The sequence below is a fragment of the Kribbella sp. NBC_00709 genome (assembly GCF_036226565.1).
In the GTDB taxonomy this organism is placed as follows: domain Bacteria; phylum Actinomycetota; class Actinomycetes; order Propionibacteriales; family Kribbellaceae; genus Kribbella.
This window is the reverse complement of the sequence record NZ_CP108996.1, coordinates 941,293-960,723: the sequence shown is the minus strand read 5'-3', so window position 1 is coordinate 960,723 and position 19,431 is coordinate 941,293. Positions and strand designations below refer to the sequence as shown.

Genomic DNA, 19,431 nt, shown 5'->3' with positions numbered 1-19,431 from the left:
CTGAACACCGAAATCTCTCGCCGAACATCCGACTCAGGACACTAGTTGATCGTCACTACGGTCCCGGCCCGGTTCGGGAACTCGACGAACCCGGTCGAGCGCTTGTCGGTCGGCAGCCCGGACCAGGACGTGGTGACCTGGAAGGGCTTGAACGCGGCCGGAGCCACCGGAGGCGACACCTTGAGCGTGTTGCCCGACGAAGCGGTCACGACGTTGGTCTGCATCGTGTACTCCGTCGTGTCCGCCCCAGGCGGGTTGGACAGGGTGATCGCGAGGACGCCCCACCCGCCCGCAGCAGGTGCGGGCACGCTGGCCGACGCCTGGTTCGAGCCGTCACCGATGAACGACAGGAACTGCTTCTGACCGTTCACGACCTTGTAGAGCACCAGCCAGATACTGCCGGCCGGGTCCACGGTCTTGATGTTCCACTGCACCGCCTTGGTCTGTGCGGTCGCCGTCACCGGGTAGTCCGGCAGATCGGCGTCCGCGGCACCGGCAGGCACCGCACCGGCAACCAGAGGAGCCGACACCACGCCGTACGAGCGGATCGGTGTGCCGGCCTTGCCGGCAGTGGCTGTGAACGAAACGGAGCCAGAGGCACCCGAGCCGGACACTGCGGTCGGGGCGAGGACGGACGTCGGCACGGCGACGATCGGGCTGCGCACTGTCTTCCCGGCGCCCTGCCAGGTCAGCCAGCCGCTGGTTGTCGCTCCGGAGTCAGCGGTGTCCAGCGTGAGTTTCACCGTGAAGGTCTTGGTCTGACCGGCCGCAGTGAAGTTCAGGATCGACGGTGTCACCACGGCCTTCATGCCAGGCACGGAGACCGTCGCCCGGTACAGGCCCGGGGTCACAGCGGTCACGCGACGGGTGATGGTCTGAGTGCCCAGCAACTGGCCGACGGCGATCGAGGGAGCGTTGTAGTCGCTCGGGTTGATCGCAGGCGCGCCGGTGCCGGTGTTGACGCCGCTGCCTTCCAGGTAGCCGAGCCAGTCCGCGTCACCCGAGTCGTAGACCAGACCGGGATCCAGCATCTTGGACGGCTGCACCTCGCCGGCGCCCGCGTCGAACGGGTTGCTGTCGACAGACCCGTTGGACGTGAGGACGTTCCCGGCAGTAGTCATCAGGGCCGACTTGACTGCCATCGGCGACCAGTCCGGGTGCACCGACAGGTAGAGCGCTGCCAGACCCGCCACGTGCGGCGCGGCCATCGACGTACCCGAGAGGAACGCGTAGCTCTGTCCGTTGTTGGTGGGAGGTGCGACCGCGGCCAGTACGTTCACGCCCGGCGCAGCGATGTCAGGCTTCAACAGGTTGCCGTGGCTCGCCAGAGACGGGCCACGTGACGAGAAGTCGGCCATCTGCGGGTACGGCGTCTTGGTGCTGGTCGTGTTGCCCGGTAAGAGTTCAGCCGTGGCACCGGACTGAGCGGCGTAGGCCTTGATCGTCAGGGCATCCGGTGCGTTGACGTGCACAGTCGGTACGGCGTGGGAGTCGCCGACCACGTCCTGTGGGAACAGGTTGAGCAGCACCATCCCGGCACCGCCCGCCCGCTTCACCTCGGTGGACTTGTCCACCCGGGCGTTGACACCACGCTCGCAGGCGACGATCGTCCCGGCCGTCTTGCTCGGGTCCAGAGTGTTCGGCATACAGAGCAGTGCGTCCGCGTCGCTGGCACCCGCGTTCTTGACCGCGGCCGGGCTGACGAGCGGCTTGCTGCCGGTCGGCATCGCCACCGTAGTACTGAGGCCGGCGTACTTCTGGCCGTTACCCAGCACGACCGTGCCTTCGTACGGCGCGACCGTGGTGGCGCCGACTGTAGTCACCCACGGGGACGTGTTGTCCAGCGTGGACGCGTCCGGACCGGAGTTGCCACCGGCCGCGGAGACGAAGACGCCGGCCGACGCTGCCGACAGAAACGCCAGCTGGATCGGATCGGTGTGCTCGGACTCGAAGATCGAGCCGACCGAGTAGTTGATGACGTCGACCCCGTCCGCGACCGCCTGGTCGATAGCGGACAGGATGTCGGAGGTGAGGCCGCCGGAGTTCTGGCCGTCCTTGCCGGACCAGAGTGCCTTGTACACGGCGATCTTGGCCGCCGGAGCGACGCCGGTGACCGTACCGAAGCCGACACCGCCGACCGAGACGTCCACGTTGGCCCGCCCGGCCGCAGTGGTAGCGGTGTGGGTCCCGTGGCCCTCACCATCGCGCGGTGAGACGTAGTCGGCCCGCTGGTCCGGTGGGACCAGGCTGAGCCAGCCGTCGCCGAAGTACTTCGCACTGATCAGCTTGGTGTTGCACTGGTCGGCGGTGAAGTCCTCGCCGGACTCGCAGGTGCCGGTGAACGTACCGCCGTCTGCCTTCTCCATCACGGTCGTCGAGCCGGACAGGTACGGGCGGTACGGGTCTGCCGCGGTCGGTGGCTTCGTACCGAGCTTCGGACCGGACAACGACGCACTCTCCGGCCAGATGCCGGTGTCGACGACGCCGACAACGACACCCTTACCTGCGGACGCCGTGCCGCCGAGTGAGTTCCAGAGGCCGCTCTTGCCGGACAGTTTGAGGAAGTCGGTCGGCTTACGGTCGTCCAGCGCGACATGCAGCTGGTCGGGCACGACGGACACCACACCGGGTGTCTTGCTGAGCTCATTGACCTGCTTGGAGCTCAGTGAGGCAGCAAAGCCGTTCAGAGTGGTCGAGTAGTCGTGGTCGACGTTGGCGCCGACCTGTGCGGCGACCTGTGCGTGCTTACCGGTCAGGAAGGACCTGTACGCCTTCGCATTGCTGCTGTTGACCTCGACCTTGCGTCCGGCCGCCGGCTTGGTGGCCTTGAGTCCGGTCACACCACCTTGGTACGTCGCCAGTGGCTTGTCGGCCAGCGTCACGACGTACCGGCCGGGTGCGAAGCTCGACCGGCCCTGTGGAGCGGCGGAAGGGGTTGCTGATCCTGGTGGAGCCACCAAGGCGGTGGTGATCAGCGCGGCGCCTGCCAAGAGTCCGGCACGCCTGCGCAGGTTCGGATGGTTCACGTGATGCCTCCACGGCATGTTGTCCTGGCCGTGGGCTGTAGCCCCGGCCGCCCGCCCCCGAGCACGGACGCCGAAGAGCCTGCCAATCCGTGGATCCGGCCACACGGTTTTGGCTGACACTGGCCGCTGGCGAAAATCTGCCAACGATCAGCGGGTGGCAGTCGCCAGGAGGTACTGCGCGGGCAGGCGGACCTGGCCGGTGGTGTCGGTCCAGTTGTCGGCCAGTGTCTGGAGGAAACGAGCCCGTACGTCGTCCAGGCGGCCAGCCTGTTCCAGGAGAGGGAAGGTCGAGACACCGAGTGGGTGGTTGGCGATGCGCGTGTCCCAGTAGGTCTCCGCGGACGGTGTGACCACCTCGAGCTCGTGGGTGGTCGTCGTGACCTGGTAGCCGTGCGGAGCAAACAGAGTCGAGAGGGCTGCGGGGTCATGCCAATCGATGCGGCCGCCTGCCGGGTTCGCGCCGGTGACTTCGTGGACTGCGCCGACGATGATGCCGACCAACTTGCCCATCACGCCGGGCAGCCAGCTCGTGAGCAGGATCCGGCTGGCCGGGGCCGCGACCCGGGACAGTTCGGCGATCGCGGCAGCCGGGTCGGGCGCGAAGATCACGGCGAAGTTGGACAGGATCACCTCGGCCGAGCCGTCGCGCAGCGGGATCGATGCCGCCGTACCGTCGACGACGGTCAGGTCGCGGGCGCCGGCCGTCTCCTGGATGACTTCGCGCAGCCGGGCGGCGGGCTCGACGGCGGTGACGCGGGCGCCGCGGCCGGCGGCCAGCAGGGCGACGTTACCGGTGCCTGCACCGACGTCGACCACGTGCTCGCCGGGTTCGAGGTGCGCGGCGTCGACCAGCTCGCGAGCGGCCGGCAACAGGTCGGCGGCCGTCGTCTCGTACGTTCCCTGACCCCAGTCGATGTCGCTCACGCGCTCACCCTAGGCCGGTTCCCGACAGCGTCGGATACCCGCCGTGGGTGACGCATTGACGTGGATTTATGGAACCTCTCTACTAAATCCAATCGTCGAGGAGGTTCCATGCGTGCACGGTGGCTTGCTGTGGTGGTCGGGGTGTTGCTGGCCGGTGTCACGGTGCCGGCGCAGGCGGCGAGCATCCTGAGCAATCCTGGGTTCGAGTCCGGATCGCTGAGTGGCTGGAGCTGCTCGGGTGGATCGGTGGTCAGCAGTCCGACCCGTAGCGGCAGCTTTGCGCTGAACGGCGCGGTCACCAGTTCCGACTACGCCCAGTGCAGTCAGACCGTCTCGGTGCAGCCCAACACGGCGTACACCTTGTCAGGTTGGGTGCGGGGCTCGTACGTGTACCTCGGGGTGACAGGTGGCTCGTCCACCTGGACTCCGTCGGCGGCGAGCTTCACGCAGTTGAGTCTCTCCTTTACGACCGGAGCGAGTCAGACGTCCGCACAGATCTATGTGCACGGCTGGTACGGGCAACCGGCTTACCAGGCGGATGACTTCAGCCTGGACGGCCCTGGTGGAAGCGATCCTGGCGATCCCGGTGATCCTGGAGACCCTGGCGATCCACCTGCCGGTCTGGCGAAGCATGCGTTGATCGGGTACCTGCATGCGAGCTTTGCCAACGGGTCCGGGTACGTGCGGATGGCCGACGTACCGGATCAGTGGGACATCATCGATCTGGCGTTCGGTGAGCCCACATCGGTGACCTCTGGGGATATCCGGTTCAACAGGTGCCCGGCGAGCGAGTGTCCGAACGTGGAGAGCGATGCCGACTTCACTGCGGCGATCCGGGCCAAGCAGGCCGCGGGTAAGAAGGTACTGATCTCCATCGGCGGCGCGAACGGACAGGTGCAGCTGACCACCACAGCCGCCCGGGACGCGTTCGTCAGCTCGGTCAGCTCGATCATCGACCGGTACGGGCTGGACGGGCTCGACATCGACTTCGAGGGGCACTCGCTGTACCTCGACGCCGGTGACACCGACTTCCGCAACCCGGCCACCCCGGTGATCGTCAACCTGATCTCGGCGCTGAAGACGCTGAAGGCGAAGTACGGGTCGAATTTCGTACTGACCATGGCGCCGGAGACGTTCTTCGTGCAGGTCGGTTACCAGTTCTACGGCGGCGCGAGCGGTGGCGACAATCGGACCGGGTCGTACCTGCCGGTCATCTACGCGCTGCGGGACTCGCTGACCGTACTGCACGTCCAGGACTACAACTCCGGCCCTGTGATGGGGCTGGACAACCAGTACCACACCATGGGCGGCGCCGACTTCCACATCGCCATGACCGACATGGTCAAGGCGGGCTTCCCGGTGGCGAACACCGGACAGACGTTCCCGGGACTGCGCGACGACCAGATCGGTATCGGGCTCCCGGCAGCAGTCAGCGCCGGCAACGGCTACACCGCCCCGGCAGCCGTGCACGAGGCGCTCGACTGCTTGGTGAAGGGCCAGAACTGCGGCGGCTACAGCCTCCGCGGCGGCACCTCACCGGGCTTCCGCGGGCTGATGACGTGGTCGATCAACTGGGACCACTACTACAACTGGGAGTTCCAGAACAACCACGCGCCGTACCTCGACGCCCTCCCGTAACCGCCCCCGCCGGCCCGGTTCGCGAATCAGCCCCTCGCGAACCGGGCCGCAGCCTGTGGATTACCGATCCCTGTTTGTAGGGATCCGCTGGTATGAAGGAGGCATGACAGCGTCAACGACCCGCGCGGTGATCCTCACCGTGGACGACGATCCCGGGGTTTCCCGGTCGATCGCCCGTGACCTCCGCCGTCGGTACGGCGAGGAGAACCGCATCGTCCGGGCGGAGAATCCGGCCCAGGCGCTGGACGCCCTGAAGGAGCTCAAGCTTCGTGGCGAGCCCGTCGCCCTGCTGCTGGCCGACTACCGGATGCCCCAGATGTCCGGCATCGAGTTCCTCGAGGCCGCGATGGACCTGTTCCCACTCGCCCGCCGGGTGCTGCTGACGGCGTACGCCGACACCGACGCGGCGATCCAGGCCATCAACGTGGTGGACCTCGACCACTACCTGCTCAAGCCGTGGAACCCACCGGAGGAGAAGCTGTATCCGGTGGTCGACGCGATGCTCGACCTGTGGAAGTCGACGCCGGAGCCGTCCGGTGACGAGACCCGGGTGATTGGGCACCGCTGGTCGGCGCCGTCGTTCGCGGCCCGCGACTTCCTGGCCCGCAACGCGGTGCCGTACCGCTGGCTCAACGTCGACGACGAGGAGGCCAAGCGTCTCCTCGACGCGGCCGGAGTCGACGGCTCGACGCTGCCGGTCGTGATCACTCCCGATGCCACTGTGATGGTCGCGCCGTCCGAGACCGAGCTGGCCAACAAGGTCGGCCTCTCAACCGCGCCGGCCAAGGACTTCTACGACTTGGTTGTGGTCGGCGGCGGTCCGGCAGGGCTCGGCGCAGCGGTGTACGGCGCCAGCGAGGGCCTGCGGACTGTGCTGGTCGAGCAGCTCGCGACCGGCGGTCAGGCCGGGCAGTCGAGCCGCATCGAGAACTACCTGGGCTTCCCCGACGGGGTGTCCGGTGCCCAGCTGACGGACCGGGCCCGGCGGCAGGCTGTCCGGTTCGGGGCCGAGCTGCTGACGACCCGCCAGGTCGTCGGGCTGGACACGCTCGGCAATGCGCGGCGGCTGGTGTTCGCCGACGGCAGCGAGATCTCGGCGCACTCGGTGATCCTGGCGACCGGCGTCTCGTACCGGACGCTCCAGGCGCCCGGTGTCGACGATCTGTGCGGTCGCGGGATCTACTACGGCTCGGCGACCACCGAGGGTCCGGCGTGCGCCGGCGCGGAGGTCTACATCATCGGCGGGGCCAACTCCGCCGGTCAGGCCGCCGTCTATTTCTCCAGGCATGCGAAACGTGTGCATATGCTGGTCAGAGGACCATCGCTCACCGCGACGATGTCGTCGTACCTCATCGACCAGATCGACGGGATCGACAACATCGAGGTGCATACCTGCACGCAGGTCGTTGCCTGCAAGGGCTCGGAGCATCTGGAGTGTCTCACCCTGCTGAACAGCGAGACCGGGGACAGCCACGACGTGGACACGGAATGGATGTTCGTGTTCATCGGCGCGGCTCCGCGGACGGACTGGCTGCCCGGTGACCTGCTCCGCGACGATCGAGGCTTCGTCCTCACCGGACCGGACCTGCCCGGCAGACCGCCGGGCTGGCCGCTGGAGCGGGAGCCGTATCACCTGGAGACGAGCATGCCTGGCGTGTTCGCCGCGGGCGACGTGCGGGCCGAGTCGGTGAAGCGGGTTGCCTCGGCGGTCGGCGACGGAGCGATGGCCGTGACACTGGTGCACCGATACCTGGAGATGCTCTGATGACTGACCAAGCTGTGGAGCCGCGGCGGCTGACTCCCGACGAGCTACGCACGCTTTTCCTCTTCGAGAGCCTCACCGACGAGCAGTTGCAGTGGCTGTCCGAGGCTGGGTACGTCGAGTCCGTGCACGACGGCATCGTCTTCAACGAGGGGGACGAGGCGACCTGCTGCTACGTCCTGCTCACCGGTGAGATCCGGCTCTGCAAGCTGTCGCACGGCGAGCTCGTCGAGATCAACCGGACCGGTCAGCGCGGGGTGTACTCGGGCGCGTTCAACGCGTTCTTCGGCGCCAACGACCACAAGTCGTACACCGCGACGATGCAGGTGACCCAGCCGTCGGAGTTCTTCGTCATCAGCGCCGAGACGATGGCGACGATGATGAACACCTGGTTCCCGATGGCGGTGCACCTGATCGAGGGCTTCGTGATGGGGATGCGGCGGACCAACGAGACGCTGGGGGAGCGCGAGCGGTTGCTCGCCCTCGGTTCGTTGTCCGCGGGGCTGACCCACGAGCTCAACAACCCGGCCGCCGCCGCGGTCCGGGCCGCGGCCACCTTGCGGCAGCGGGTCTCCGGGATGCGCTCGAAGCTGGCGATGCTCGCCGACGGCACGCTCGACGCGACCAAGCTGCACCAGATCGTCGCGCTCCAGGACGACGCGGTCGAGCGGCTGGACAAGAACAAGGACAAAGACATCCCGCCGATGGAGTTGTCCGACCGGGAGGACGAGCTGACCGACTGGCTGGACGACCACGACGTCCAGGCCAGCTGGGACATCGCTCCGGTGCTGGCCGCGGCCGGGCTGGACGTGCCGTGGATGGAGGAGGTGCTCACCGCGGTCGGGCCGACGTACCTCGAGGGTGCGGTCCGGTGGTTGATGTACACGATCGACACCGAGTCGCTGATGAACGAGATCGACGACTCGGTCACCCGGATCTCGACGCTGGTCGGCGCCGCCAAGCAGTACTCGCAGATCGACCGCGCGCCGTACCAGACCGTTGATCTGCGGGAGTTGCTGAAGTCGACGATGGTGATGATGTCGGGCAAGCTGCAGGGGTACGAGGTGGTGAAGGACTTCGATCCCGAGCTGCCGCCGATCCCGGCGTACGCCGCGGAGCTCAACCAGGTGTGGACGAACATCATCGACAACGCGGTCAGCGCGATGGGCGGATCCGGGACGCTGACGATCCGGACGCGTCGTGATGGCGCGTATGCGGTCGTCGAGATCGGCGACACCGGTCCGGGGATCCCGGAGGAGATCCGGCGACGGATCTTCGAGCCGTTCTTCACCACCAAGCCGATCGGCGAAGGCACCGGCCTGGGCCTCGACATCTCCTGGCGGATCGTGGTGAAGAAGCACCACGGCGACCTGCGCGTCGAGTCCGAGCCGGGCAAGACCGTGTTCAAGATCGTCCTGCCGCTCGATCCCGAACGAGAACTGGAGTCCGACCCGGCGCTGCTTGCCTAAGGCAACCAGTCGAGGATGGTGGTGACGACTGCCGGGTCCACATGTCCGGGGACCTGGTAGTCGGCCATCGTCGACTGGCCGGTGCCGGGGAAGAAGACATGGTTGTCGGCGGCCACGATCTCGATGGTCGCGTCAGGCAGGCCGTCGCGCCAGGCCGGCAGGTCGTCGGCGACGGTGACCTGATAGTCGCGGCCGCCTTGCAGGACGAGGATCGGTACGTCGAGCTTCGCCGCGGTGGCGACCGGGTCGTACTCGCGAAGGTCCAGCCAGAACGATGCCGGCATACCGAACGGCAGATCTGTCGGCGGGGTGTCGGCGGAGAGTCCGGGGCTGTCGACGACGGCCGCCTGCCGCTCGAAGGCGGCGACGGTTTCGGGCGGGACGATCTCGGGGCTGGTCGTCGCGAGGTACTTCATCACGCGAACGGCGGCGTGGTGCATCGGCTGGGTGTCGCCGGCCATGATCACCAGGCCGGCGACCAGCGGTTCCTCGGCGGCGATCTTCGGGGCGGCCTTTCCGCCCATGCTGTGACCGACGAGGAAGACCTGGTCGACGTGTTCGGCGAGCGCGTGGACGGCGGCGATGCCGTGCGGCACGTACTCCGAGGTCATCGTGTAGCCCGGCTCGGCCATCGCTTCCGGCCGGTTCGCGGTCACCTTGTCGAAGCGCAGTACGGCGATCCCCCGCGTGGCCAGGCCCCAGGCGAGATCCTTCAGTGGCTTGTTCGGCCCGCTGGTTCCGTCGCGGTCGAACGGGCCGCCGCCGGCCAGCAGCACGACGCCGACCGAGGGATCGCTCGGGAGAGACAATGTGCCGGGGACCGTCCGGCCGTCCGCGTCGAGCGTGATGTCCTGCTCGGTGAACGTGGCCGGCTCGGCGTACGGCGGGGGAGTCCAGGTCATCGGCGTACCTTTCTCAGTGTTTGAGAAAGGTAGCACGCCATGAGATCGTTCCACCATGGACCCTCTCGAGTTGCTGGGGCATCCGGTGCGGTTGCGGATCGTCCATGCGCTGCGCGGCGGCCGGGAGCTGACGACCGGCGAGCTGGGGGAGCGGATCGCGGACGTCTCGAAGGCGACGCTGTACCGGCACGTCGAGCTGCTGGCCGAGGGCGGGATCCTCGAGGTCGCGGAAGAGCGGCGGGTGCGCGGCGCGGTCGAGCGGCGGTTCCGGCTGCGGCAGGAGCGGGCGTCGATCACGCCGGAGCAGCTCGAGCAGTTGACGGTCGAGGATCACCGGCGGGGGTTCGCGGTGGCGATGGCCGCGCTGCTGGCGGAGTTCACTGCGTACGTCGAACGTGACGGCGCCGATCCGATCGCGGATCTCGTCGGCTACCGGCAGCACGGCATCTGGCTGACGGAAGCCGAGCTGCACCAACTCATCGAGGGAATGCGCGCGGCGATCCTCCCAGTGCTGGCGAACGAGGCGACGCCGGACCGATCGCGCTACCTGCTGAGCCCGATCCTCTTCCCGGTGGAAGACGATCACGCCTGGTAGAGCTGGGCTTCGAGCAGGTCGGGGTGGTTGCGGGCTTCGATCGACTCGAGGGATTCGTCCCGGCGCCAGAGGGCGTGGGCGATTTCGGCGTACGGGCGCACGGCGGTGGGATCCCAGCGCGAGGGCTTCCAGGTCATGGACCGGGCGAACGCTTTGGGGCAGTGGAAGAAGGTTTCCTCGACGTTGATGACGAGCGCCAGTTGCGGGCGGTGCGAGCGTACGGTCATCGAATCGAAGAACGGGCCGTCCGTGACGATCCTGGCCCGGCCGTTCACCCGGAGCGTCTCGGGGCGTCCGGGGATGACGAAGATCAGCCCGGCGTGCGGGTTCTCGAGGATGTTGCGGAAGCCGTCCATGCGCCGGTTGCCCGAGCGTTCCGGGATCGCGAGTGTGACCTCGTCCAGCACCCTCACGAATCCCGGCGGATCGCCCTTCGGTGAAACGTCGCAACGCCCGTCCAGCGAGGACGTGGCAACGAAGACGAGCGGCGTCCCCTCGATCCACTCCCGGTGTACGTCGCTCAGCCGCGCCTCGACCTTGTCGCGGGGGATCCGGTCCGGCGTACCGAACTGCTCGAGCTCGGCCACACTGCCGACGTAGGGAAGCTCGTCCACCTCATACCTCCTTGTCGAACCATTCCGAACTAAGACGGTTCGACGCCCTCAGATGTGACAGGCAGCAGCTTGGCGGTCAGGAAGGCGAGGATCTCGTCGCGGGCGCGCACGGTCGGGTGGCCGGCCTCGTCAACGAAATGCGCCGTCACCACGCTGTGCGCACACCCCACGACCTCGCGGAAGAAGGGTGGCGGCGCAGGGTTCGCGGTCTCCGCGGGCAGCACGCGTCCGAGGAAGGCGTCACCCAGAAGCCGCTGGTACGCCGCGAAGCGTTGACCGGTGCACCATCGGTCGCCCTGGAACCGGTACGCCAGCACCTGCAGGTCCTCCCGCCGGAACCGTTCCGCGAGCGTTTCCGCATCGGCAGGCGAGAGTTCAAGCTCGCCCGGTGCGTCCAGCGGAAGCGACGGGTGGTTGACGACCGGCGCGATCACCGCCGGCTCGAGCGCCATCGTGAGTGCGAAGTTCCCGGTGAAGCACAGTCCGATCGCGCCAACGCCGGGTCCACCTGCCTCGTCCAGAGCGACCCTGGCCAGACCGCGCAGCCAGCCGCTGACCGGGCTCGTCCCGCCGCCGGCGAACGCGCGGAACTCCGCACTCACACAGGCTCTCCGAACGATCGCCTCGCCCTCGTCGGCCGTCGGGTAGGCGCCGTCCACCCCGAACAACGACGGTACGAACACGGTGAAACCGGCGTCCCGCACCCACCGCGCGAGTCGCGCGACGTCGGGGCTGATGCCCGGCATCTCCGGCATCACGACGACCGCCGGCCCGGAGCCGATCACGTGGACCGACTTCGCGACGCCGTCGACCTCCACGATCCGATGGTCGAAGTCGTCGAGGGGATCATCAGCTCGAGTCATGGCCCGAGCATGTTCCGGCGAACCGACCACTCACCACTGGCGAGATCGCCAAGGATCTGGCTAATCTCGCCAGATGGTGCCGCTCCGCATCTCGATCCTTGCGTACCCAGGCTGCTTCGCGTCGGAGGTGTACGGCGTCCCTGACCTGCTCACGATGGCGACGCGCGTCGCCCAGGTGCGTGGTTCACTCGACCCGGCGTACGACGTACGGATCGTTTCCCCACGACGTCGTGTGCTCGCCTCTGGAGGGACCAGGGTCGACGTCTCACCGTTGCGGCCGTCAGACGTCCTGGTCGTGCCGGGGTTCGAGGTCGGGCCGGCCGTCGACGTCGACCGGGTCCTGTCCGGCCTCGGCCCGGAGCTCGCAGCGATCCGTGCGCACACGGCCGGCGGTGCGGCGGTCGTTTCCATCTGCCTCGGCGCATTCCTGCTCGCCGAGGCCGGCGCGCTGGACCGCCGTACCGCCACGACCTCCTGGTTGTACGCCGATCAGCTGGCGCGCCGGTACCCGGCGGTCGATGTTCGCGCTGATGAATTGGTGATCACCGATCGAGGGGCGACGACCACCGCCGCGTTCAGTGCGATGTACGACTTCGCCCTCACGCTGATCCGTCGGCACAGCGGTGCGTCGGTGGCGCGGGCAACCGCGCGGATCGCGCTCGTTGACGACGCCCGGACATCGCAAGCGCCGTACGTCGACCACTCGATCCTCCCGGCCGCGGGCTCGACGTTCGCGGACCAGGTGAAGCGTTGGCTGGACCAGCACCTCGATAACGCCTACGACCTGGAGCGACTCGCGGCTGAGCTCCATGTCAGCTCCAGGACACTGCTCCGCCGGTTCGGTACGACGGCGGGTGTGACGCCGCTCGAGTATCTCCAGGCGGCCCGCGTACGCCGGGCGGGACAACTGCTGGAGACGACGGGCCGGACCGTCGCCCGCATCGCCGGAGAAGTGGGGTACCGGGACCCGGCCTCCTTCAGCCGCCTGTTCCGGCGTCACACCGGGAAGGCGCCGGGCGAGTATCGCGCCCAGTTCCGGCGAACGACCTAACGGAGAGCGGTGCCCTGGGTGTGGGTCAGGAGCGTCAGGTCTTCGCGGGTCGGGAGGGACTCCCAGTCGCCGTACGCCGTGACGCAGAAGGCGCCGGATGTGGTGGCTCTCTCGAGGCGGGACTCGGGGGAGAGATCGTCGAGGGTGGCGGACAGGTAGCCGGAGACGAAGGCGTCGCCGGCGCCGATGCTGTCGACGACAGTGACGGGCAGCGCGGGCCGGTGGATGGCGCCGTCGGCCGAGTGTGCCCAGGCTCCTTTACCGCCGGCGGTGACGACAACGTGGTCGATGGACTTGAGCAGCTCAGCGACCGGATCGGCGGCGTCGGTGAGAAGGTCGAGCTCGTCGTCGGAGGCGAACACCGTGTGCACATGCGGGAGGAGCTCGCGGATGGCGGCTGCTGCTTCGGCGCGGGACCACAGCCGGGCTCGGTAGTTCACGTCCAGTGAGACCTGGACGCCTGCTGCAGAGGCCGTGCGTACGGCGGCCAGCGTCGCGGCGCGCGCACTGTCGGACAGTGCCGGGGTGATACCGGTGACGTGGAGGAGGGCCGGATTCGCCACGCTGACAGCTGCTGTGGCTTCAGCCGGGGTCAGCGTGGATGCGGCCGAGCCGCGGCGGTGGTAGCTGACGCGGGTGATGTCGTGCGACGGCTGGTCGAACGCGATGAAGCCGGTGAAGGAGTCGTCGGCGAAGCGCAGGTACGCCGTGTCGACGTTCTCGGCCCGGAGCGTCCGCTGGATGAGTCGACCGGGCTCGTCGTTGCCTACGGCACTCAACCAGGCAGCGTCGTGCCCGAGCCGGGCAACTCCGATCGCGACGTTGCTCTCCGAGCCCGCGATCGACAGGTGCGCGTCGCCGCCCAGCCGCATCGGCCGGGCGGTCCGCACGGAGACCATCGTCTCGCCGAGGGTGAGGAGATCGGTCATCTGAGTACTCCGAGAGTCGAGGCTGGGCTATGCGGGTGATCAGACGCCGAGCTCGGTGCGGAAGGTGCTGGCGCGGATCGCGAGCTCGGCCAGGGACCCACCATTGCCCGCATCACCGAGCAGCGGAGAACCCACGCCGACGGCAAGCGCTCCCGCGGACAGGTACTGCGGCGCGGACTGAGCGTCGACGCCGCCGACAGCGATCAGCGGTGCGTCGGGCAGCGGGGCGCGGAGTTCGCTGAAGTACCCGGGGCCGTGGAGCTTGGCGGGGAAGATCTTCACCGCGGTGGCGCCGAGATCCAGGGCAGCGACGACCTCGGTGGGGGTGAGGGCGCCGCAGAGGAGTGGCAGGCCGAGCTGGACCGCGCGGTGCGCGCCGCGCGTGATCGCCGGGGTGACGACGAAGCCCGCGCGGGCGGCGGCGACCTCGTCGGCCTGGGCGGCCGTGACGACCGTACCGGCGCCGATCAGGATGTGCGGGTCGTACTGCGAACGCGCCTTGGCGATCGCCTCGACGCCGCCGGGCGTGGTGAGCGAGATCTCCAGCGCGGTGACGCCGGCCTCGACGAGCGTCTCGACGCAGGCCAGCGCGCTGTCGGCCCCGTCGGCGCGGATGATCGCGAGCAGCTTCCGGGTCCGGAGTTCGGCAAGCAGGTCCATGGTCTCCAACCTAAGTGATCGAGGCTCGGTTCTGGACAGCGAGCTGACATCAGACTGACCTGGCGGACAGCGTGAGCCGCCAGGTCAGCTCACCACTCTCCGGCACGACCGCGGCATCGTCCTGCCCTGCCTCGGCGAGGTCGAACACCCGGCCCAGCATCGGCTCCACCCCGAGACTCCGGTACGGCGCATCCGCCGGGAACCCGCCCTGGTTACGCCACAACGCAGTGGAGACTGGTTGCCCTGGGCAACTCATAGTCAGGGTCAGCTCGGCGCCACGATCGCGGACCGAGACCGTCGGGCAGTCCACCAGGACGGCGCCGGCGGCGGTCTCGTCCGAGTCGCCGAAAACGGCCAGATCCAAGGGAGTTGGCCACGCCGCCGTGACCCAAGGTGCATCACCCGGCCAAGCCCACGGCAGCAGCGGCGCCGTCTCGGGGTAGAGCCGGCACTCGGTCCCAGGCGGGGCGGAGATCGCTGCACCCGCGACACAGTCGAGCAGTGCGTGCGCGACCCAGATGAACCGGTAACCCGGGTTTGCTTCGAGGCGATAGTCGACACTGAGCGTGTCGGTGCCTGGGGTGAAGGCGCGCGTGAGGATGGCGCCGTCGTGCTCCACCGAGCCGTCCCACGGCTGGTTCCAAAGAGCGCCGTGGTCGGGCGTGCCGCGGACTGTCGGGAAGCATTCGTCGAGACCGCCGGCGTCGATGAAGGTCGCGAGCCCGGCCCGCGTTCCGGTCATCAGCCCGGGGCCGGCCCAGAGCCACTCCCGGCCGGCCAACTGCAGGGAGGTCCAACGACCACCATCGGCCGCGTCAACGGTCACCAGCCGGCCGGCCGCATGCTCCGTCACCATCGATCGGTCACCACTCGGCGAAGGAGCCGTCGGAGTGGGTCCACACCGGGTTGCGCCAGGCATGACCGGTCTTGTCGGCGGCGCGAACGGCGTCCTCGTCGACCGTGATTCCCAAGCCTGGCAGGGGATTCCACTCCGCGTGGCCGTTGACCCAGGTGAACGGCGCCGGATCCACGACGTACGCCGTGAGGTCACTTGACACGTTGTAATGGATACCGCGGCTCTGCTCCTGGATCAGGAAGTTCGGCGTCGCGAACGAGACCTGCAGCGAAGCCGCCAGCGAGATCGGCCCGAGCGGACAGTGCGGCGCGAGCATCGCGCCATGAGCATCCGCGAGTACGGCGATCCGCCGCAGCTCCGAGATCCCGCCCGCATGCGACACGTCCGGCTGCACGACGGCGACGCCTGCGTTCAGGGGCGCCATGAACTCGGAGCGATGGTAGAGCCGTTCACCGAGCGCGATCGGGATGGTCGAGGCCTCCACGACGGACGACAGATGCGCCATCTGCTCCGGTAGCACCGGCTCCTCGACGAACATCGGCTGGAGATCTTCGACCGCGTGCAGGATCCGCCGCGCACCGGCCACGCCGACGCGCCCGTGCAGATCGATCGCGACGTCGCGGGTATCACCGAGCACCTCGCGGGCGGCGGCCAGCCGGGTGACGATGTCGTTGACCTCGGCAACCGATGGCGAGGCCTGGATCTGACCGCTGGCGTTCATCTTGACGGCGGTCATACCGGCCGCGACCTGCTCGGCGACGGCGTCACCGATGGAGGACGGTTCGTCCCCGCCGACCCACGCGTACACGCGGACCCGATCGCGAACACGTCCGCCGAGCAGTGCCGCGACAGGAGCGCCGTACACCTTGCCGGCGATGTCCCACAGCGCGTGGTCGAGACCGGCGACCGCGCTGCTCAGCACCGGCCCGCCGCGGTAGAACCCGCCTTTCGTCAGCACTTGCCAGTGCCGCTCGATCTGCAGCGGGTCCTGGCCGATCAGGTACTCCGCGAGGACGTCGATCGCGGCCCGGACCACCTCGGCGCGACCCTCGACGACCGGCTCGCCCCAGCCGACGACGCCGTCGCTGGTTTCGACCCGGCAGAACAGCCAGCGTGGCGGGACGAGGAACGTCTCGATCTTCTCGATCTTCACCGGCGCCGCCGACGGGTCGATCCGCGAACTTCGGTCAGGTCCTCGGCCGCCTTCGCCAGCAGTTCCCGCATCGCGAGCTCGGCGCCCTCGGGGTCGTGCGCGCGGACCGCGTCCACGACCAGGCGGTGGCTCGGGATCGGATCGTCCGACGGCTTCACCGTGTGCACCAGCCGGTCGCGGTCGGCGAGCCCGGTCTCCATGATCACTTCCATCTTCGTCAGCAGTTCGTTGCCCGTTGCCGCCAGCAACGCCCGGTGGAACGCCAGGTCCGCGGCCGCGGCGGCGAGGTTGTCATCCGCGGACTCCATCGCCGCGAGCGCCTCGTCGAGTGCGGCGAGGTCCGCGTCGTCGGAGCGGAGCGCGGCCAGCCGGGCCGCGGCCGGCTCGACGATCCCGCGCACCTCGTGCAGTTCCTCGAGCAGCTCGGGCCGGGAGTCGGCGTCCTTGAAGTGCCAGCGGATCATGTCCGCGTCGAGCAGGTTCCAGTCCGAGCGCGGGCGGACGAACGTACCGCGCTTCTGCCGCGCGTCGACCAGGCCCTTCGCGGTCAGCACCTTCAACGCCTCGCGGACCGCGGTCAGGCTGACCCCGAGGTCGGCCTGCAGCTCGGTCACGTTGATGGTCGCGCCCTCCGGGATCTGCCCGGACAGGATGCGATCCGCCATCACTTCGACGATCTGCCCGTGCAGCCCACGCGACACCCCGCGCTGAATCCCCGTCACACCGCTCTCCCTCATGCCGAGTCCTTCACAGCGGACCATCCGCCGTCGACGACCAGGGTGGCCGCTGTCACGAACGACGCTTCGGACGACAGCAGGAACGCCACCGCCTGCGCCACTTCGTCCGGTTGCCCGAGCCGTCCGAGTGCCGTCGCGTGGGCGCTGCGTTCGCGGCCCTCGGCGTCGACGCGGTCCCACATCGCCGTCACGACGGGGCCCGGAAGCACGGTGTTCACCCGGATCGAGCGTCCGTACTCCACGGCCAGTTGGCGCCCGAGCGAGATCAGCGCGCCCTTCGTCGCGGCGTACGCCGGATGTCCCGGGAGGCCTGCGATCGCATGCACCGAGGAGACCAGTACGACGGAGCCGGCGTTCGCGATCAGGTCGTCGTACAGCGCCTGGAAACCGAGGAAGGCCGCGGTCAGGTTCACGTCGAGCTGGCGTTGCCAGGACGGCGGCGAGAGCTCATGGGCCGGCTTCACGTCGACGACGACCGCGTTGCTGACCAGGCCGTCGATCGGCCCGAGCTCGTCGCGGCCGCGGGACTGGACCTCGGCCCAGGTGTCCGGCGACGCGACGTCGCCGACGACGCTGATCGCCTGGCCCGGCAGGTCCTTGCACGGGTGGATGTCCACCTGCACGACCTGCGCACCCTCGGTCAGCGCCCGCTCGACGCAGGCCGCGCCGATCCCCGACGCGGCCCCGGTCACCACGATCACCCGCCCACCCAGCCGCACCCGCGCCTCCTCGACTCACCCCTACCCAAGCACGCAGGCAGGCCCGTTCCAACGATGAACGAGCCATCAGTTGACCGTGACCGCGCTGTCTCGTCAAGCGATTTGCTCGTAATTTACGAATTAATATTGACACTCGGGACGGCTCGCCGCAAGATCGTCGGCAACAAGGACCACGTACTCGACTGGCATGACCGTCGAGCAGAACTCAGGAGTTGGGCATGACGGGTCTGGCAGCAGATCGGCGGACATTCCTCAAGGGACTCGGACTGCTCGGGGCAGCCACCCTGGTACCCGGGTGCGCGACCTCGACGAAGAGTCCGGGCAGCAGCAGCGGGGCCACTGGTGAGCTGGCGCTGCAGTCGAACCTCTCCAGCGAGCAGGCCAAGGCCGCGATGGAGAAACTCGTTGCCGCGTACAACAAGACCGGTGGGTCGCAGGTCAAGCTGAACACGGTGGCGGCGGAGATCTTCCGCACCCAGCTGCCGACGTACCTGACCTCGTCCAACCCGCCGGACGTCTACACCTGGTACGCCGGGTCGGTCGCGGACTCGTACGCGAAGAATGACCTGCTGCTCGACGTGACCAGCGTCTGGGACAGCATGGGCAACTACTCGAAGGCCATGCAGACGCTGTCCACCAGCAGCGCCGGGCAGAAGATCTTCGTCCCGACCAGCTACTACTGGTGGGGCATGTTCTACCGGAAGTCGAACTTCGCCAAGTGGGGCGTGACGCCGCCGAAGACCTGGGCCGAGTTCGTTGCCGTCTGCAAGACCATCCAGGGCAAGGGGATCCCGCCGATCGGCATCGGGCTCGGTGACACACCGTGGGTCGCGTCGGCGTGGTTCGACTACCTGAACATCCGGATCAACGGCGCCCCGTTCCACCGGCAGCTGCTCGCCGGCCAGGGCGACTTCACCGATCCGAAGGTGAAGGCTGTGTTCACGAAGTGGCGCGAGGTCCTGCCGTACTTCGACCCGAAGGGGAAGTCGTTCCCGTTCCAGGAGGCGACGTCGGCACTGCTCGGGGGCAAGACCGGGATGTTCCTGATCGGGACGTTCTTCGCCGACTCGGCGCCGAAGGACGCGCTGGACGACATCGACTTCTTCCAGTTCCCGATCATCGATCCTGCCGTACCGGTGGCCGAAGAGGCGCCGACCGACGGGTACTTCGCGTCGAAGAAGGTCAAGGACCCGGAGGGGACGAAGAAGTTCCTCGCCTGGCTGGCGACGCCGGAGGCACAGAACATCTACGTGCAGAGCTCCTCCGGTACGGCGATCCCGGCGAACCCGGACGGGAAGTCGGCCGACACCGCGCTGGTGAAGAAGGGCAAGGCGATGATCGAGGGCGCCGCCGAGCTCACCCAGTTCTTCAACCGCGACTCCAGCGACGCCCTCCAGCCCACCGCGGACGCCGCCCTGACCAAGTTCCTCGACAAGCCCGACCAGATCGACAAGATCCTGGCCGACTGGCAGACGGCGGCACAGAAGGTCTTCAAGGCGTGACCGCTACAGCTGTGGAACCACGGAGCCGGGC

The 19,431-nt window shown here is 68.3% G+C and carries 17 protein-coding genes; 6 read left to right on the top strand and 11 right to left on the bottom strand.

Going from position 1 to position 19,431, the window contains the following annotated elements; genetic code table 11:
- Positions 1–41: 41 nt before the first annotated feature.
- Together OHA18_RS04535 and OHA18_RS04530 are read right to left on the bottom strand one after the other, a co-directional pair.
- Complete coding sequence (locus tag OHA18_RS04535; protein ID WP_329002359.1) at positions 42–3,026, bottom strand: S8 family serine peptidase; 2,985 nt, start codon at positions 3,024–3,026, stop codon at positions 42–44.
- Positions 3,027–3,173: 147 nt separating this feature from the next.
- Positions 3,174–3,950 (bottom strand): class I SAM-dependent methyltransferase, encoded by a 777-nt coding sequence (locus tag OHA18_RS04530; RefSeq protein WP_329002358.1) that lies wholly within the window; start codon positions 3,948–3,950, stop codon positions 3,174–3,176.
- Between the two features lie 108 nt (positions 3,951–4,058).
- On the opposite strand from OHA18_RS04530, the gene OHA18_RS04525 reads away from it, so the two are divergent.
- From OHA18_RS04525 to OHA18_RS04515, 3 genes are all read left to right on the top strand, one after another.
- Positions 4,059–5,588, top strand: coding sequence for a chitinase (locus OHA18_RS04525; protein ID WP_329002357.1), 1,530 nt, complete (start codon positions 4,059–4,061; stop codon positions 5,586–5,588).
- A gap of 103 nt (positions 5,589–5,691) precedes the next feature.
- Entirely contained in the window at positions 5,692–7,353 is a 1,662-nt protein-coding gene (locus OHA18_RS04520) for an FAD-dependent oxidoreductase (protein WP_329002356.1), read from the top strand.
- Entirely contained in the window at positions 7,353–8,819 is a 1,467-nt protein-coding gene (locus tag OHA18_RS04515) for an ATP-binding protein (RefSeq protein WP_329002355.1), read from the top strand. The genes OHA18_RS04520 and OHA18_RS04515 overlap by 1 nt, the downstream gene beginning before the upstream one ends.
- Here OHA18_RS04515 and OHA18_RS04510 read toward each other — a convergent pair.
- Positions 8,816–9,721 carry an alpha/beta hydrolase family protein gene (locus OHA18_RS04510; RefSeq protein ID WP_329002354.1) on the bottom strand — a complete coding sequence of 302 codons (906 nt, stop codon included), beginning with the start codon at positions 9,719–9,721 and terminating at the stop codon, positions 8,816–8,818. The two genes, OHA18_RS04515 and OHA18_RS04510, sit on opposite strands and share 4 nt — an antisense overlap.
- A gap of 55 nt (positions 9,722–9,776) precedes the next feature.
- On the opposite strand from OHA18_RS04510, the gene OHA18_RS04505 reads away from it, so the two are divergent.
- Positions 9,777–10,316 carry a helix-turn-helix domain-containing protein gene (locus OHA18_RS04505; protein ID WP_329002353.1) on the top strand — a complete coding sequence of 180 codons (540 nt, stop codon included), beginning with the start codon at positions 9,777–9,779 and terminating at the stop codon, positions 10,314–10,316.
- Here the strand turns inward: OHA18_RS04505 and OHA18_RS04500 are convergent.
- Together OHA18_RS04500 and OHA18_RS04495 are read right to left on the bottom strand one after the other, a co-directional pair.
- On the bottom strand, positions 10,304–10,930 hold the full coding sequence (locus OHA18_RS04500; protein WP_329002352.1) for an MSMEG_1061 family FMN-dependent PPOX-type flavoprotein: 627 nt from the start codon (positions 10,928–10,930) through the stop codon (positions 10,304–10,306). The two genes, OHA18_RS04505 and OHA18_RS04500, sit on opposite strands and share 13 nt — an antisense overlap.
- 29 nt (positions 10,931–10,959) lie before the next feature.
- Entirely contained in the window at positions 10,960–11,793 is an 834-nt protein-coding gene (locus tag OHA18_RS04495; RefSeq protein ID WP_329002350.1) for a dienelactone hydrolase family protein, read from the bottom strand.
- Positions 11,794–11,866: 73 nt separating this feature from the next.
- Between OHA18_RS04495 and OHA18_RS04490 the strand changes: the two genes are divergently transcribed.
- Complete coding sequence (locus OHA18_RS04490; RefSeq protein WP_329002348.1) at positions 11,867–12,844, top strand: GlxA family transcriptional regulator; 978 nt, start codon at positions 11,867–11,869, stop codon at positions 12,842–12,844.
- On the opposite strand, the gene OHA18_RS04485 is transcribed toward OHA18_RS04490, so the two are convergent.
- The 6 genes from OHA18_RS04485 to OHA18_RS04460 are packed head-to-tail and all read right to left on the bottom strand — an operon-like array spanning position 12,841 to position 17,898.
- Positions 12,841–13,773, bottom strand: a complete 933-nt coding sequence (locus tag OHA18_RS04485) for a sugar kinase (protein ID WP_329002347.1) — start codon at positions 13,771–13,773, stop codon at positions 12,841–12,843. The two genes, OHA18_RS04490 and OHA18_RS04485, sit on opposite strands and share 4 nt — an antisense overlap.
- A 39-nt stretch (positions 13,774–13,812) precedes the next feature.
- A complete protein-coding gene (locus OHA18_RS04480; RefSeq protein ID WP_329002346.1) occupies positions 13,813–14,433 on the bottom strand; it encodes a bifunctional 4-hydroxy-2-oxoglutarate aldolase/2-dehydro-3-deoxy-phosphogluconate aldolase in 621 nt (206 codons plus the stop codon).
- Positions 14,434–14,482: 49 nt separating this feature from the next.
- A complete protein-coding gene (locus OHA18_RS04475; RefSeq protein ID WP_329002345.1) occupies positions 14,483–15,289 on the bottom strand; it encodes a hypothetical protein in 807 nt (268 codons plus the stop codon).
- Positions 15,290–15,296: 7 nt separating this feature from the next.
- Positions 15,297–16,442 (bottom strand): galactonate dehydratase, encoded by a 1,146-nt coding sequence (gene dgoD, locus OHA18_RS04470; protein WP_329002343.1) that lies wholly within the window; start codon positions 16,440–16,442, stop codon positions 15,297–15,299.
- On the bottom strand, positions 16,439–17,164 hold the full coding sequence (locus OHA18_RS04465) for a FadR/GntR family transcriptional regulator (RefSeq protein WP_329002342.1): 726 nt from the start codon (positions 17,162–17,164) through the stop codon (positions 16,439–16,441). The genes dgoD and OHA18_RS04465 overlap by 4 nt, the downstream gene beginning before the upstream one ends.
- An 11-nt stretch (positions 17,165–17,175) precedes the next feature.
- Positions 17,176–17,898, bottom strand: coding sequence for an SDR family NAD(P)-dependent oxidoreductase (locus tag OHA18_RS04460; protein WP_329002341.1), 723 nt, complete (start codon positions 17,896–17,898; stop codon positions 17,176–17,178).
- Positions 17,899–18,116: 218 nt separating this feature from the next.
- On the opposite strand from OHA18_RS04460, the gene OHA18_RS04455 reads away from it, so the two are divergent.
- A complete protein-coding gene (locus OHA18_RS04455) occupies positions 18,117–19,400 on the top strand; it encodes an ABC transporter substrate-binding protein (protein ID WP_329002340.1) in 1,284 nt (427 codons plus the stop codon).
- Positions 19,401–19,431 lie beyond the last annotated feature (31 nt).